Consider the following 16,548-nt stretch of genomic DNA (forward strand, 5'->3'; position numbering starts at 1 on the left):
TCGGTTCGGCGGGGTCGATGCGTCCCGTGTTACGCGGTCCGCCACGACCGAAGGTCGAGGACGATGACCGCCGTGACCGCCGCGAGCGCGACGACCGCGCCGGCGGTCAGGGCCATGCTCGGCGCGAACACGAGCCCGTAGATGAGCATCAGGAGGGCCGTCGCGGCGACGACCATCACGACCAGATACCGGATCAGCCAGTCCTCAGCCTCGCGTTCACTCATCGTTGTGGGAGGTTGCTTCGCGATCCGGTAAAAGCGCGTCGGCATGAGCCGGGTCGATCGGCGCGGTCGGGACCTCGTCGCGAGCACGACGCCGCTACCACGACGCCGCAGTCACGGTCGGCCACAGCGCCCACCCCACAAGCGACGCTGCCAGCGCCAGCGCCAGGACGTCGTCCCGCCCGAACGTCGCCTCCGGCGGCGTGGGGTCCCACGAGAGGCACCGCGCGCGCAACGCGACGGCCAGCCGGTCCGTGCGGGAGAGCACGCGATTCAGTCCCGCGGTCGCGACGAGCCGCACGCGGTCGCGCAGCGGACGCTGGTCGCCGAGTCGTGCCGCCATCGCCTCCCGAGTACGGGCTAGATCCGCCTGCAGCACCGGAAGAAACCGGAACACGAGCCCGACGCCGAGGCCGAGGAGTCGGCCGGGCTTGCCGGGGACGAGGCGCGCGACGGCGGCCTCCGACTCGCGAACCGGCGTCGTTCGGACGTACGCCGCGACGAGCGCGAGCAGGAGGAGCGTGCGGTACGCCGCCAGCGCCGGATCGACGGCTGCGGCGGGGTCGATCCAGGGGGCTCCCAACCGCAGGGATTCGATCGCCGGGGCCGCCGCCAGAAACGGGAGGATCCCGCGGTACTCCGCGAGAACGACTCCCGGCGTCGTCGACGCGAGCGCGATCAGGACCGCCGTGACCCCGGTGAGTACGGCTAGACCGATCGGATCGGTGTGTCCGAACGCCGCCGCCGCGAACGCCGCCTGCAACAGCAGCTTGCTCCGCGCGTCGAGGCGATGTCCCAGGGAGTCTCCCGGCTCGTACGTCAGCATCGCTCGGGGCGACGAACCGGGAGGTCCTCGAGGGCGTCGAGTCCGGCGGAGGGGGGCGCGTCGACCGCGACCTCGCCGTCCGCGAGGACGACGAGCCGATCTGCGTGTTCGAGCACGTCCCGCAGGTCGTGCGTCACGAGCACGATCCCGGTGCCGTCGCGGTTGAGTTCGAGGAGGTGAGCGAGCACCGACTCGCGTGCCGACTCGTCGAGGCCGGTGAACGGCTCGTCGAGGACGAGATGCGACGGCTCCATCGCGAGCGCGCCGGCGACGGCGACCCGCTCCTGTTCGCCCCCCGAGAGCCTGTCGATGCGCTCGTCGCCGCGGTCGGTCATGTTCACGGCCACGAGCGCGCGGTCGACACGGCGATCGATCTCCTCGCGGGGCAACCCGAGGTTCTCCGGCCCGAACGCCACGTCGCGGGCGACCGTCGCGGCGACGAAGCAGTCGCGCGGCTCCTGGAACACCATCCCGACCCGTGTGCGAGCGGCGACGAGGTCGTCGCTCACGGGGGTTCCGTCGACGAGCACCTCGCCCTCGTCGGGCGTGAGCAGGCCGTTGAACTGTCGAACGAGCGTCGACTTCCCGGAGCCGTTGGCGCCCGCGAGCACGAGGAACTCCCCGTCGGGGATCCGAAGCGACACGTCGCGGAGCGCGATCGATCCGCCGGCGTCACCGTCCGAAACGGAGCCGTCGGCGCCGCCGGAGTCGGCTCCGGCCTCCCCGCCGCCGTAGCGGTGTGTGAGATCGCGAACCTCGATCACGGCTCGACGTTACCGCGCGACGACGGCGTCGCTGCGGACGATCGCCACCGTCGCTGCTGCCTTGATCGCCTCCGCGGGGACGAACGGAACCGCCGCGGCCAGCACCGCGGTCGCGAGACTCACCTCGCCGACGAGCGCGTAGCCGACGGTTCCGAACGCGTAGATCACGAGGGTCCCGGCGGTCATCGCGGCGATCAGGCGACCGAGACCCACCGAACCCGGGTCGACCAGATCGCCCGCGCCGTGGACGCCCGCGCCGACGACGGCGGCGGCGAACGGGTACGACCACAGGTACCCGCCCCACTGCCCGAACAGCGACCCGAGGCCGGCGGAGCCGTAGGCGAACACCGGCGCGCCCACGGCCCCGGCGACGACGTAGATGACCATCGACGCGGCGCCCCACACGGGCCCGAGGAACACCCCCGCGAGGAACACGCCCAACACCTGCAGGGTGAACGGGACCGAGGTCACCGGAAGCTGGAACGACACGTACGCGAACACGCCGGTCAGCGCCGCGAACAGCGCGGCGCGCGCCACGTTGGCGACGATCTCCTCGCCGACGAGGTCGACGTCCTCCGTTGCGGTACTCATGTGTCCCTCGTAAACCGAGACGGCTGTTAGACTTTACGAGATGGCCCGGGGAGGTCTCGGTGCCGCCGAGCGTCGAAGACGGCCCTCGTTCCCGACGCTCGTCGGTTGAGAGGAAGGACGGACCACCGCTCCCACGTGTACGCGGATCACGCCGCGAGCGTGTCGAACCCGATCAGTAGCGCGCCGCGAGCGTGTCGAACCGATCGAGGTCGTGGCCGTACAGCACGTCGGCGTCGGTCCGCCGCTCCAGTTCGCGGAGCGTCTCGAGGCTCTCGTGCCAGTCCCGCTCGCTCCACAGCAGTCCCGGTCCCAGCGGCGCGCCCTCCGCGTAGTTCGCGTCGACGTAACACTCGTCGCCGGCGACGAGGAGGGTTCCGTGGGGCGTTTCGATCCGTGCGCCGAGAAGGCCCGGGGTGTGCCCCGGCAGGTGGAGCAACTCGAACCCGTCCGCGAGCGTGTGGCGATGGCGGTGGACCACGCGCCAGTTCAGGTCGCCATCGAAGTCCGACGCGAGGTACGCGATCGACCCCTCGTCGGTGTGCGCCGAGTAGAAAGCGAACGGCAACTCGTCGCGATGGACGTACACCGGGGTGTCGGTGCCGGCGAACGCGTCGAGTTCCCCCGCGTGATCGAGGTGGAGGTGGCTCATCACCACCGCGTCGACGTCGTCGAACTCGTACCCCGCGTCCGCGAGATCGCCCTCTAGGGAGTGCTCGCTCGCGTCGTGCGCCTCGAACGCGCCGTACAGCGGATCGGGCCAGTACTCCGCGGCGTCGGTGGGCACGCCGGTGTCCCACAGATACGTCCGCCCGCCGGCCTCGATCACGGCGTTCCAGACGACGAACTCGATGCGGGTGTGCTCGGGATCCGGTTCCGCCGCGCTGGCCATCGACGCGCCGTCGACGACGTACGCCTGGTCCGCGCGGACGCGACCGCGATCGACGAGAGTGACCTCGGGCATGCCCGTGCACACGACCGCCGGGGGCTTCAACGTACGCCCGGCGTCGGGCGTCCGCTCCACGCCGAGGCCGTGTTCTCGGGGTCTCATCTCGCGCCGATCTCACATCATCGCGTCCGGCGTCACCTCGGGATGGTCGCGAACGTACGCCACGAGGGTCTCGACGTACGACTCGAACGCCGGCGGCTCGATCCCGGTTCCGACGAGCGCGGCTCGCGTCGCACCGTCGGCGTACTCGGTCGGGTGCGTGAGGTACGGCACGGTCTCCGATTCCAACCCAAGGATGTCGCCGATGATCGGCGCCTCGCAGGCCGCCTTCGCCACGCGCGCCGTGGTCGGGACCGGCACGATCCGGCGCCCGGTCGCGCGCCCGAACGCCCGATACAGCCCCGCGATCGTCGGGGGGTTCGGATCGCACAGCTGGTAGGTGCCGCCGACGGTGTCGGGCATCCCGCTGAGCGCGTCGATCGCGTCGACGGCGTAGTCACGGGGAACGAGGTTCAGCGTCGTCGCCCGCGGGTCGCCGATCCGCGGGACGAACGCGACCCGTCGCTGCCGGCGTACCAGATCGAGCAGGTAGTAGGGGCCGTCGTACTTCTGCGTCTCCCCGGTCGTCGAGTCGCCGACGGCGATGGCCGGCCGGTACACCGTCGCCGGGAGGTCGCGTTCGGTCAGTGCCTCGCGGACCAGCACCTCCGCGCGGTGTTTCGTCGCCTCGTAGTGGTTGTTGAACGGGCCCGCCTCCGCGAGCATCTCCCCCGTGAAGGTCCCCTCGTATCGGCCGCTGACGTAGCAGGTGCTCACGTAGTGGAGTCGATCAAAGCCTCCGGCTTCGCGCGCGTCAGCGCAGAAGTCGAGCACGTGGCGGGTGCCGTACACGTTGACTGCCTCCGCGAGTTCGCGCTCGACGCCCAGGTCGTACACGGCCGCGAGATGGTACACGAGGTCCGTCCGGGCGGCGAGCGCGTCGCGTCGGTTGTCGCCCGAGTCGCCGAGCGCGAGGTCACGCTCGGTGATATCCCCCTCGACGAGGTCCACGCTCGGAAGATCGGGGTTCGAGTCGGGAGCGCGCTCGCGTCCGTCGGCCGCGGCAGCCGACAGCAGCGCGTCGCGGCGGCGCTCGGCCGCCTCGCGGTAGCGCGGCTGCACGAGGAGCACGAGCGCGTCGCCGTCGCCGTGGCGGTCGAGCAGTCGCTCGACGAGCGCGGAGCCGAGGAACCCCGGGAACCCGGTGAGCAGGACGGTCGTCATCGGGACCCTCCGCGGCCCACGAACGGCAGGCGCCGGACGGCCCGCGAGAGGCGACTCGCGCCGCGAAGGAGCGCGCTTCCGACCCGGACGGCGGGCCCGCGCCACGGCGACCCGGGGAGCGAGAGTTGGCCGGCCCGGGAGACCGCGACCGTCTGCGCGTCCGTGTACTTCAACAGGCCCTCGCGGCCGTGACGGCGGCCGACTCCGGACTCGCCCATGCCGCCCATCGGCGCGTCGACCGCGCCGTACGCCGAGACGTACGCGTCGTTCACCGAGACCGTCCCCGTCCGGATCCGTTCGGCGACGCGCTCGCCGCGCGCGGCGTCGCGAGTCCAGACGGACGCGTGGAGCCCGTACGCGGAGTCGTTCGCCCGATCGATCGCCTCGTCGGCGTCGGCCACGCGGTGGAGCGTCGCGACCGGGCCGAACGTCTCCTCGCGGGCGATCGCCGCGTCGTCGTCGACGCCCTCCAGCAGCGTCGGCTCGTACACGTACGGCCCCACGTCGGGACGGTGGCGTCCGCCGGTGAGCACCCGCGCGCCGTCCGCGACCGCGTCGTCGACGGCGTCGCGGACCCGGTCGAGTTGATCCGGGCCGATCAGCGAACCCACGTCCGCGTCGTACGAGAAGCCGACGCCGAGATCGAGCGCCCGGGTCGCCGCGACGAGCCGATCACGAAACTGCTCGTAGACGGCGTCCGCGACGTAGATCCGCTCCAGAGAGACGCACAACTGGCCCGCGTTTGGGAAACAGCCGGCGACCGCGCCGTCGACGGCGTCGTCCAGGTCGGCGTCCGCGAGCACGACCATCGGGTTCTTGCCGCCGAGTTCCAGCGAGGCGCCGACGAGACGGCGTCCGGCCGAGGCGGCGACCTCCCGGCCGACCGCGGTGCTTCCGGTGAAGCCGACGAAGTCCGCACGCTCGACCAGCGCGGCGCCGGCGGTCTCGCCGGTTCCCGGAACGACGTGGACGCACTCGGGCGGTACGCCGGCGTCGATCAGGAGTTCCCGTCCCGCGAGGGCGGTGTAGGGCGTCGCCTCCGCGGGCTTGATCACGACGCTGTTGCCGGCGGCGAGCGCCGGGAGGGCGTCGGAGACGGCGAGCGTGAGCGGGTAGTTCCACGGCGTCACGAGGCCGACGACGCCGAGCGGGTGACGATGCTCGGTCGTTCGGGTCGCTCCCGGGATCGCCGCGGCGCGGCGGGTCGACGCCAGCAGTTCCGGCGCACGTTTGGCGTAGTACTCGGCGTTGGCTGCGATGTCCCACACCTCGTTCACGGCGCCCTCCCGCTCCTTGCCGGTCTCCGATTGGACGACGTCCGCCAGCGCCGCTCGCCGGTCGAGAACCAGATCGGCCGCTCGTTCGAGGACGGTCGCTCGTGCGGACGGCGAGCGTTCGCCCCACGAGCCCTGTGCCGCCCGTGCCCGGTCGACCGCCGCGGCGACGTCGTCGACGCTCGCGGCGGGCAGCGGCCGGAGCGGCGTTCCAGTGTGGGGCGACGGCTCGCGCAGCCGTTCGCGATCCCGGCCGTCTCCGGGGGTGTCCTCGTCGACGCCACGGCTGTCGCCTGCGTCGGTGGTATCGTCGCCCCGTTCGTCGGGAGCAGCACGTGTCGCGAGGGCGCCGAGTTCGGACAAGCGCGACCGTGAGAGGCGGGATCGAAGCCGTCGAGATCGCCGGTCGGCGGCGGAGCGCGTCATCGTCTGTGACACACGGCGAACCGTTGTAACTGCACGGGTGGTGAGGTGAGTCGGTCGATCCGCTCGGTCCGACGGCGGCGAAAGCGGAGGCGACGGCGGCGAAAGAGGCTTCGACAGCGGTGTCGGCGGCGACAGCGATGCCGGCGGCGACAGCCACATACCTCCTGCGGACGCGGTCACCTCCATGTCGAGAGACCCGGCTGCAACTGTGCAGCTCGTCCGCCATGCAACACTCCTAGTCACGGTCGGCGACACGACACTGCTCGTGGACCCCATGCTCGCAGCTCAGGGTGCCGATCCGCCTGTCGAGAACACACCCAACCAACGCCGCAACCCCCTCGTCGACCTTCCGCCGGTGGACCTGGATCACGATGCGGTGCTTGTCACCCACCGCCATAACGACCATTTCGACGACGCCGCACGCGACCGACTCGACCCCGACGTGCCGTTGATCGTCCACCCTGAGCAGGTCCAGGAGTTCGAGTCGGAGGGGTTCGCCGACGTTCGTCCCCTCGACGGGGAGCTCTCGGTCGGAGACGTGCGGCTCTCGCCTACCCCCGCTCGTCATGGCCATGGAGATCTCGCGGCGGCGATGGCGCCCGTGACAGGGGCCGTCGTGTGCGGTTCGGACGCGACCCCCTCGATCTACCTCACCGGCGATACCGTCTGGTACGACGGGGTGGCCGAGACGCTGTCGGAAACCCGACCCAGCGCCGTGATCGTGAACGCGGGCGGCGCGCGGTTCCGCGACGGCGAGCCGATAACGATGGACGGCGACGACGTGAGGCGTGTTCGTGAGGCAACCCCGGACGACGTGACGGTCGCCGCCGTGCACATGGATGCGATCAACCACTGTCTCGTGACGCGCAGCGACCTCCGTGACGCCGTCGACGATGTCGTGACTCCCGACGACGGCGACGTGCTCCGGATCGAGTAATCCGGTCGGATTCTGCAGGCGTCCGCTGACAACCGGAACCCGACAGCGACCTCTCGGCAGTGGCGTCGCTCGAAAGCACTCGAAACACGGTGTGGGCGGTCGCAAACGCGGCGATGCTGTGAACAGCCGCTACCGCCGACGCCGGCCCGATCGGTACCCCTCTGTGAAGCACTCGCAAAGTGGTGTGGAACGGAGACTCCCTGACACCAGTTTTCGTGTGCTTTTCCCACGACAGGGAGGGGTGGAGGCGAGGCGAGACGCTCTCGCGTTTATTATATCGTTATCGATCCTAGCTAGAAGAAGAAGAAGAGTACCTGTGTACTCGTTGGATTCGGCAGTCTCGTGGAACACGAAATGATAAGCTAGTTACAACACGACACCATTTATATGTCCCATTCCACCGATTCGTGGTCGGGGGAGACCGAACCCACCTACGACCGACCCAAGCACTCGAAATACGGTGTGAGGGAGGTGGCCGAACCAGTCCGCCAGGCATGTCGTATTTGTTACTATCCTCGAGACGGTTGTCATCCGGAACTCCGTCTCCCAGGCCGAACACGCCAGATCTGAGGGATACCCCCGACTCATGCGAGTTTCGAGCGAGGAGAGCACACGAAATCCGGTGTCGCACTCCTCGGTCGCCGGGTGACTCGACACCTCGTTCGTGCGCCGACCTGAAAGCACTCGAAAACCGGTGTGTCCCCGGACGTGACTGGGATGTTCGCGGGTCCGGTGCGTTCTCGGATGTGGCCGTCCACCGCACCATCCGATCATCCCACCGAAGCACTCGAAAATCGGTGCTGCCATCCGTGTCGTCAGCCGGAACACTCGCAGTCACCCGCAGTCACTCGCAGAGCACTCGCAACCCCCCGGTGTAGCACTCGAAAGCACGCGAAAGCACTCGAACTTCCACAGCCTTATCACTCGGGTGGCCGCAGTGGCTGGTGCGACATGGGGTCGAGTTCGATATTCGAAGACGACGTGGAGATCATCCGGAACGCGGACCTCTTCACGGAGGAGCATACCCCGGCGGAGATCCTCTGCCGCGACGACGTGATGCAGGACTACGTGAACGCCCTGAAACCCGTCTACAAGGGAAGACCACCGAGAAACGCCTTCCTCTACGGCGACACCGGCGTCGGAAAGACGGCGGCGACGAAGTACCTACTTCAGGAACTCGACGCCGACATCGACTCGCGCAACGCCGACGCGCCCGGCGACGAGCGGGGGTTCACCTACGTCCGCGTCAACTGCCAGAACCTCGCGCCGGCCGACGGGACCGCCTCCTCGTATCAGGTCGCCATCGCGCTGGTGAACGAGCTGCGCGACGGCGAGACCGTCTCGTCGACGGGGTACGCCGCCCGGGAGGTGTACGAGATGCTGTACGACGAGCTCGACGCCATCGGCGGCACCGTGCTCATCGTGCTCGACGAGGTCGACCGCGTCGGCGAGTCCGATACGTTGCTGTACGACCTTCCGCGTGCGCGCGATATCGGCTACGTGGAGAACACGCGCATCGGGCTCATCGGGATCTCGAACGACTACACGTTCCGGTCGAACCTCTCCCCGAAGGTCCGCGACACGCTGTGCGAGACGGAGATCAAGTTCCCCGCGTACACCGCCGAGGAACTGGAGGAGATCATCGAGGCGCGAGCCGAACGGGCGCTTCACCCCGACACGTACGGGAAAGAGGTGCTCTCGCTGTGTGCCGCACTCGCCGTTCGCAACTCCTCCGGGAGCGCGCGTCGCGCGATGGACCTCCTCAAACAGGCGGCCGAACACGCCGAGAACGAGGGCCACGTCCCGATCGAACCCGACGACGTGTACGCGGCGAAGGAGGAACTCGACTACGGGGACATGGTCGAGTCCGTCGCCGATCAGGACCAGCACAAACAGCTCATCCTCTCGGCGGTCGCGCGCCTCGACGCCGACGGCCGAACGCCGGTGCGGACGAAGGCCATCCACGCGGCGTACCGCCGGCTCGCACAGGCCGCCGGCGACGACCCGCTCAGTCAGCGCGGGATGTACAACCACCTCACTCGACTGGACATGCTCGGATTCCTCCACTCGTACCAGAACAACGAGGGCCTCCGCGGCGGCCAGTACAACACCTACGAGCTGTCCGAGGCGCTCACCGTCGAGCAGGTCCGGGACGCCATTGCAGAGTCGGAACTTCCACTCGACGGCGTCTCCCTCGACATCGAACGGATCCTCCGCGACGCCGGCCTCGTCGACACCTGAGACCTCCTCGTCCGGCGGTTCGATCCTGCCTGGCTCTCGTCATCCTGTTCGGTTGCTCCCCACTCCAACACCGGTTTTCGAGTGCTCTCGGCGTGATATGACGGAGACGCTCAGATCGAACATACTCTCTCGTCTGGCGTCCGCCCGTCCGCTAGCACCGATACCCACCCGGTCAGCACCGATACCCACCCGGTCAGCACCGATACCCACCCGGCCAGTATCCGACATCCCTCGATCAGTCTTCGACAGTTACCCGATTAGCAGGTATGCGTTCGCACCCGAACCTCCTCTACCGGCTCAGTTGTGTTCAACCGAGTCGGCTGAGACAGTACGTGTATGGTGTGTGTTTCGACGTGCGTTCGATGGGTCGCGTTCCACCGCGTACACAGCGCGGACGCGAACCGTTCGCGTAGTGCATCGTCGCCGGTCCAGCGGACGACCTCCAGGTACTTGCGCCAGCGTGCGCTGGGGTAGGTACTCCACCGACGATCCGACCGCTGTAGACTCGGGTCACCGCCGTGGATCACGTCCACTTTCTCCCCGGATTCGAGCCTCCCGACGGCGACGTACCACACGTCCTCGGTCGGCGGCGACGGGGCGAACATGTCCCATCTGGTCTCCTGCGGACTCACCCCGATCGCGTCCGTCTCGGGGACGTCGACATACCCCAACGCGGCAGCGTTCCACAGCACGACGACGACCAACAGCGCCGTCGCGACGCTTCGGCCCGTGCGTTCGACGGCCGCGGCGATCCACGTGCGATCGACGGGGCCGAGGAGCGATCTCGCTTTTCGACGTGTATCACCGGACTCGACCCGACCCGGAACAACTCCGCCTAACGCCGATAGAGCCGGGTCGAGTGCCGCGAGGTCCGCTCGCACGCCGGCACTGAGTCGGCGTCTGAGCCGCCGGCCCGATCGGATCATCCGGCCCGTCGGAGTCCTTCCGATAGTCGATTCCGGTTCGACCGCCCGAGTCGTCCCGACGGCCCAACCCGCCCAGCCGTCAAACCGCTCTCCGCCGTCCGAACGACCCGATTCCACCGCCTTTCGATCGACTCCCACACGGCCGGGGGAAGATACGGGAGCAACGCGGCGAGACTGACGAGCGGGAACAACCCGACCCCGAGTGTGAACGCCATCCCCGTGTGCGCGGCCGCGAACACGGCGACGACGGCTGTTCGTCTCTGGCCCGTGGTGAGCACGAACAGCGGCGAACAGCACAATAGGACCACCCATGCGGTACCGAGTCCGGCAAGCAGACCCGGATACGCCGCGAGTCGCTCTCCGAGGAGGACAGTCAGCGAGTCGATACTGAACACCAGTCCGTATCGCCCGTCCGCTCGGCCAGGCGTCTCCCCGCAGCTTGATCACTGCGTTGACCAGGTAGAGAATCAACAGGGCGACGGCGGCCGGATGCCGGCACCGTGTCCGATCGTCGAGAACCAGCCCCGAGCCGAGCGGAACGAAGAGACTCCACAGTAGGGTTCGTCGCAGCAGCGAGTCGCCGCCGTTCAACACGAGCGGATTGCGTGCGTGAAGCGAGACGAGGAGGACCAGCGAACAGACCGCCGCTGCCTTGGTACGATAGCCGAACACGAGCGCGAGGGCGGCGACACCGGCGGCCACAAGCAGGAGCGTAACCCACCAGGGATCTCCGAACCAGGTGTGCACCGAGAGCGTCGCCGTGATCGGGTAGCGGATGAACAGTATCGACCGCGGAAGCGCGCCCGCATCCGCGTAGAAGAACGTCAACGACCGTGCGCGCAACAGGAGATCCGCGAGCAACAACGCCCCCAGCGAGACCCTGAGGGCGACGAGCGCCCGCCGGTCGACGAACAGCCGGCGCGCGAGCACGGACCGGACGCCCCGATAGACGGCTGTGAGCTGCGTTCGGAGGGCCACGTGGCCGAGATTCAGTCAGCAAGTTGAATAGTTTGTGACGGACTGGCCGCCGGTACCGTCTCGGTTGGGCGAAGGCTGTGAGATACGTACCCACGTGGTGCAGTACCTCGCCGACCCCGAGACGACGGGCTTATACGTACCACTGCCGTTCGATGTGATGTGAAGCGCGCCGCGGTCGGCGCGGCGACACGCTATGAGGATTCCGCCCCTGCGGTCCGCCGCAAGACGGTATCTGATGTGAGCCCCGATAGTTCGGTGACATCTGGTCGGTTCCACGATGTCGCCACGATATGACCCGCCACCCCCTCCCTTCGCGGGGAGGAACATTCCGGTTGATCCTGCCGGAGGTCATTGCTATCGGAGTCCGATTTAGCCATGCTAGTCGCACGGGTTCAGCCCCGTGGCGAATAGCTCCGTAACACGTGGCCAATCTACCCTACAGACAGGCATAACCTCGGGAAACTGAGGCTAATTCCTGATACCACTCCCACGCTGGAACGCCGAGAGTGAGAAACGTTCCGACGCTGTAGGATGAGGCTGCGGCCGATTAGGTAGACGGTGGGGTAACGGCCCACCGTGCCAATAATCGGTACGGGTTGTGAGAGCAAGAACCCGGAGACGGAATCTGAGACAAGATTCCGGGCCCTACGGGGCGCAGCAGGCGCGAAACCTTTACACTGCACGACAGTGCGATAGGGGGACTCCGAGTGCGGAGGCATAGTGCCTTCGCTTTTGTACACCCTAAGGCGGTGTACGAATAAGAGCTGGGCAAGACCGGTGCCAGCCGCCGCGGTAATACCGGCAGCTCGAGTGATGACCGATCTTATTGGGCCTAAAGCGTTCGTAGCCGGCCGAGCAAGTTCGTCGGGAAATCTACCAGCTCAACTGGTAGGCGTCCGGCGAAAACTGCCCGGCTTGGGACAGGGAGACTCAAGGGGTACGTCCGGGGTAGGAGTGAAATCCTGTAATCCTGGACGGACCACCGATGGCGAAAGCACCTTGAGAGAACTGATCCGACGGTCAGGAACGAAAGCTGGGGTCTCGAACCGGATTAGATACCCGGGTAGTCCCAGCTGTAAACGATGTTCGCTAGGTGCGACGCAGACTACGAGTCTGTGTTGTGCCGTAGGGAAGCCGAGAAGCGAACCGCCTGGGAAGTACGTCCGCAAGGATGAAACTTAAAGGAATTGGCGGGGGAGCACTACAACCGGAGGAGCCTGCGGTTTAATTGGACTCAACGCCGGACATCTCACCAGCCCCGACTGTTCGAATGACGCTCAGTGTGATGAGCTTAGCAGACGATCAGAGAGGAGGTGCATGGCCGCCGTCAGCTCGTACCGTGAGGCGTCCTGTTAAGTCAGGCAACGAGCGAGACCCGCATCCCTAATTGCCAGCAAGACCCACGAGGTCGTTGGGTACATTACGGAGACTGCCGCCGCCAAGGCGGAGGAAGGAACGGGCAACGGTAGGTCAGTATGCCCCGAATGGGCTGGGCTACACGCGGGCTACAATGGTCAGGACAATGGGTTCCTACTCCGAAAGGAGACGGTAATCTCAGAAACCTGGTCGTAGTTCGGATTGTGGGCTGAAACTCGCCCACATGAAGCTGGATTCGGTAGTAATCGCGTGTCACAAGCGCGCGGTGAATACGTCCCTGCTCCTTGCACACACCGCCCGTCAAAGCACCCGAGTGAGGTCCGGATGAGGCCTGGGTTGCCAGGTCGAATCTGGGCTTCGCAAGGGGGCTTAAGTCGTAACAAGGTAGCCGTAGGGGAATCTGCGGCTGGATCACCTCCACAGAACGGGACCAGGCCGACGCGCCTGGCCCACCTAGAGGTCTTCGTGGCGTCCGTGGTTGCGACCAGACACCTTCGAACTATCGGGGCTCACACTCAGACCTCGTTGGTACCTCGACAGGGTTCGATTCCCTGTGGGTCACTCTCGTACCGCGATTCGAATCGTGCCCCTTAACTGTGGCACGAGGAGATGAACTGGTACACACGACCGATGCACCATCCCGCGAGAGCGGGGATGGGAAGGGTTGAGCACGCTCGCGTGACACCCACGTGACGTGCGATGACGACCGTATGTACGTGCAATCCAGACACCCACTGAACCCGATTCATCGGGTCCATTGGGTTCCACTCAGTATTGGCTACTGTGCCAGCTGGTGGATGGCTCGGCTCGAGAGCCGACGACGGACGTGCCAAGCTGCGTTAAGCCGTAGGGAGCCGCATGGAGGCGAAGAACTACGGATCTCCGAATGGGAATCCCTCTACAATTGCCTAGCGCAATGGGGAACGCTCCGAATTGAAACATCTCAGTAGGAGCAGGAAGAGAAATCAAACCGAGATGTCGTTACTAACGGCGAGTGAACGCGACACAGCTCAAACCGAAGCCTCGAGGTTCAAACCTCGCAGGCAATGTGGTGTTCGGGCTGATATCAAACAGACTCGATCGACGAGAAGTCTCCTGGAACGGAGCACGATACAGGGCGACAGTCCCGTATCGTCGACCGATTCTGTGGATCAGTTCCCAGAGTAGCGGGGGTTGGATATCCCTCGTGAATATCTCAGGCATCGACTGAGAAAGCTAAACACTCCTCGAGACCGATAGCGAACAAGTAGCGTGAGCGAACGCTGAAAAGCACCCCGAGAAGGGCGGTGCAATAGGGCCTGAAATCAGCTGGCGATTGAGCGACGGGGCTTACAAGGCCCCGCACAGAATGACCGAGACGCGAGTCTCCAGTAAGACGTGCGGGGAGCCGAAGTCGCGTCGTGCGTTTTGAAAAACGAACCAGGGAGTGTACTTCTCCGGCGAGTCTAACTCGATCATCGAGGAAGGCGCAGGGAAACCGATATGGCCGCAGTCTTACGACGAGGGCCACCGTGTTCAAGCGCGGGGAGTCGACGAAGTACGACCCGAAACCGAGTGATCTACTCCGAGGCAGGATGAAGCGTGCCGAAAGGCACGTGGAGGTCCGTTAGCGTTGGTGTCCTACAATACCCTCGCGTGATCTTGGAGTAGGGGTGAAAGGCCCATCGAACTCGGCAACAGCTGGTTCCGACCGAAACATGTCGAAGCATGACCTCTCCTAAGGTAGTCCGCGCGGTAGAGCCACCGATTGAGAGACCCGCCTCCGAGAGGAGTCGGCCTCTCTGTCGAACTCCGAACGTGCGGACGCTGTCGACGGAGGGAGTCCGGTGTCCCGGGGTAAGCTTGGGCACCGTGAGGGGAACAACCCAGAGTTAGGTTAATGACCCAAAATGTGGATTAAGTGTAATCCTCTGAAGGTAGTCTTGAGCCCTAAACAGCCGGGAGGTGAGCTTAGAAGCAGCTACCCGCTAAGAAAAGCGTAACAGCTTACCGGCCGAGGTTCAAGGCGCCCAAAATGAACGGGACTCAAATCCACTTCTGATACCTAACCGCCCCCATCACAGGGGGACCGTGTAGGTCGGCGTACTGTGCGGATGGAAGCACGGGCTAGAGCTCGTGTGGACCGCTCAGTAACGACAATCCTGGTCACAGTAGCAGCGATATTCGGGTGAGAACCTCGAAGGCCTAAAGAGTAAGAGTTCCTCGGCACTGCCAATCAGCCGAGGGTTAGCCGATCCTAAGTCCGGCCGCAATTCGAACCGGACAAACGGGGAACTGGTTAATATTCCAGTGCTACCACGCACTGAAAGTCGACACCTCCGGAACCGTCTGGCCGGGCATTCGCCCGGTCGAACTCGTGAATTCCGTGGAAGCCGTAACGGCACGAAGCGAAAGAAGACGAGAACAGCGAAAGCAGGCGTTACCAGGGGTCCGTGAAAAGACGAGCGTGGTATTCGTATCGAGATCCGACACAGGTACTCTGGCAGAGCAAGCCAAGGCCGACGGGAGCAACCGACGTTAGGGAATTCGGCAAGTTAGTCCCGTACGTTCGCAATAAGGGATGCCTGCCCTCGACGGGGCAGGTCGCAGTGACTCGGTGGCTCCGACTGTCTAGTAACAACACAGGTGACCGCAAATCCGCAAGGACTCGTACGGTCACTGAATCCTGCCCAGTGCAGGTATCTGAACACCTCGTACAAGAGGACGAAGGACCTGTCAACGGCGGGGGTAACTATGACCCTCTTAAGGTAGCGTAGTACCTTGTCGCTTCAGTAGCGACTCGCATGAATGGATCAACGAGAGCCACACTGTCCCAACGTTGGGCCCGGTGAACTGTACGTTCCAGTGCGGAGTCTGGAGACCCCCAAGGGGAAGCGAAGACCCTATAGAGCTTTACTGCAGGCTGTCGCTGAGACGTGGCCGCTGACGTGCAGGATAGGTAGGAGTCATCACACAGGTACCCGCGCCAGCGGGCCACCGAGACATCACTGAAATACTACCCGTCAGTGGCTGCGACTCTCACTCCGGGAGGAGAACACCGGTAGCCGGGCAGTTTGACTGGGGCGGTACGCGCTCGAAAAGATATCGAGCGCGCCCCAAGATTTCCTCACGCGGGACAGGAACCCGCGGAAGAGCGCAAGAGCACAAGGAAGTCTGACAGTGTCATTCCAAGCGAGTGACGCTGACGCGAAAGCGTGGTCTAGCGAACGGATCACGGGCCTCAATGGCCCGGATTTACGACAGAAAAGCTACCTTAGGGATAACAGAGTCGTCACGCGCAAGAGCACATATCGACCGCGTGGCTTGCTACCTCGATGTCGGTTCCCTCCATCCTGCCCGTGCAGAAGCGGGCAAGGGTGAGGTTGTTCGCCTATTAAAGGAGGTCGTGAGCTGGGTTTAGACCGTCGTGAGACAGGTCGGCTGCTATCTATTGGGGGTGTTACGGTACTTGACGAGAACGTTCGTATAGTACGAGAGGAACTACGAATGGTCACCACTGGTGTATCGGTTGTCCGAGAGGGCAGCTGCCGAGAAGCTACGTGACACGGGGTAAGAGCTGAACGCATCTAAGCTCGAAACCCACTTGAAAAAGAAGTACCACCGAGGTCACTCGTAGAAGACGAGTTCGATAGACTCGGGGTGTACGCGTCGAGGCAACGAGACGTTCAGCCCGCGAGCACTAACAGACCAAGCCACACTCATATACTGGAGCCCGATGTTCCGTTGAATCGGGTTCAGGTGTTACCTGGATTGCACGTACATATTGGTCGGAGACCGA

Annotated in this window: 10 protein-coding genes and 2 rRNA genes; 4 read left to right on the forward strand and 8 right to left on the reverse strand. The window is 65.3% G+C overall.

From position 1 onward, the window contains the following. Positions 1-29 precede the first annotated feature (29 nt). The 7 genes from K6T25_RS14385 to K6T25_RS14415 all read right to left on the reverse strand — a co-directional run bounded on the left by K6T25_RS14385 (position 30) and on the right by K6T25_RS14415 (position 6,311). Positions 30-224 (reverse strand): hypothetical protein, encoded by a 195-nt coding sequence (locus K6T25_RS14385; RefSeq protein ID WP_222915249.1) that lies wholly within the window; start codon positions 222-224, stop codon positions 30-32. Between the two features lie 94 nt (positions 225-318). Then, the gene (locus K6T25_RS14390; RefSeq protein WP_222915251.1) at positions 319-1,047 is read right to left on the reverse strand and encodes an energy-coupling factor transporter transmembrane component T family protein; all 729 of its coding nucleotides are present in this window, start codon (positions 1,045-1,047) and stop codon (positions 319-321) included. Then, positions 1,041-1,811, reverse strand: coding sequence for an energy-coupling factor ABC transporter ATP-binding protein (locus K6T25_RS14395; RefSeq protein ID WP_222915252.1), 771 nt, complete (start codon positions 1,809-1,811; stop codon positions 1,041-1,043). Before K6T25_RS14395 ends, K6T25_RS14390 begins: the two co-directional genes overlap by 7 nt. Before the next feature lie 9 nt (positions 1,812-1,820). Then, positions 1,821-2,402, reverse strand: coding sequence for a biotin transporter BioY (locus K6T25_RS14400; protein WP_222915254.1), 582 nt, complete (start codon positions 2,400-2,402; stop codon positions 1,821-1,823). A gap of 172 nt (positions 2,403-2,574) precedes the next feature. Further along, positions 2,575-3,363 (reverse strand): N-acyl homoserine lactonase family protein, encoded by a 789-nt coding sequence (locus tag K6T25_RS14405; protein ID WP_222915256.1) that lies wholly within the window; start codon positions 3,361-3,363, stop codon positions 2,575-2,577. 99 nt (positions 3,364-3,462) lie between these two features. Then, entirely contained in the window at positions 3,463-4,611 is a 1,149-nt protein-coding gene (locus K6T25_RS14410) for an SDR family oxidoreductase (RefSeq protein WP_222915258.1), read from the reverse strand. Next, on the reverse strand, positions 4,608-6,311 hold the full coding sequence (locus K6T25_RS14415; protein ID WP_425600873.1) for a succinic semialdehyde dehydrogenase: 1,704 nt from the start codon (positions 6,309-6,311) through the stop codon (positions 4,608-4,610). Before K6T25_RS14415 ends, K6T25_RS14410 begins: the two co-directional genes overlap by 4 nt. Positions 6,312-6,495: 184 nt before the next feature. Between K6T25_RS14415 and K6T25_RS14420 the strand changes: the two genes are divergently transcribed. After that, positions 6,496-7,248 (forward strand): MBL fold metallo-hydrolase, encoded by a 753-nt coding sequence (locus K6T25_RS14420; RefSeq protein ID WP_222915263.1) that lies wholly within the window; start codon positions 6,496-6,498, stop codon positions 7,246-7,248. Between the two features lie 951 nt (positions 7,249-8,199). Then, positions 8,200-9,489: a Cdc6/Cdc18 family protein gene (locus K6T25_RS14425; protein WP_222915265.1), complete on the forward strand. Its 1,290-nt coding sequence runs from the start codon at positions 8,200-8,202 to the stop codon at positions 9,487-9,489. A 257-nt stretch (positions 9,490-9,746) separates the two neighbouring features. On the opposite strand, the gene K6T25_RS14430 is transcribed toward K6T25_RS14425, so the two are convergent. Beyond that, positions 9,747-11,393, reverse strand: coding sequence for a hypothetical protein (locus tag K6T25_RS14430; protein ID WP_222915266.1), 1,647 nt, complete (start codon positions 11,391-11,393; stop codon positions 9,747-9,749). 325 nt (positions 11,394-11,718) lie between these two features. On the opposite strand from K6T25_RS14430, the gene K6T25_RS14435 reads away from it, so the two are divergent. Continuing rightward, positions 11,719-13,190 (forward strand): 16S ribosomal RNA (locus tag K6T25_RS14435). 349 nt (positions 13,191-13,539) lie between these two features. Beyond that, positions 13,540-16,471, forward strand: a 23S ribosomal RNA gene (locus K6T25_RS14440). Together the 16S and 23S rRNA genes form the textbook arrangement of a ribosomal RNA operon. Positions 16,472-16,548 lie beyond the last annotated feature (77 nt).

Source organism: Halobaculum rubrum, assembly GCF_019880225.1.
Classification (GTDB): Archaea; Halobacteriota; Halobacteria; order Halobacteriales; family Haloferacaceae; genus Halobaculum; species Halobaculum rubrum.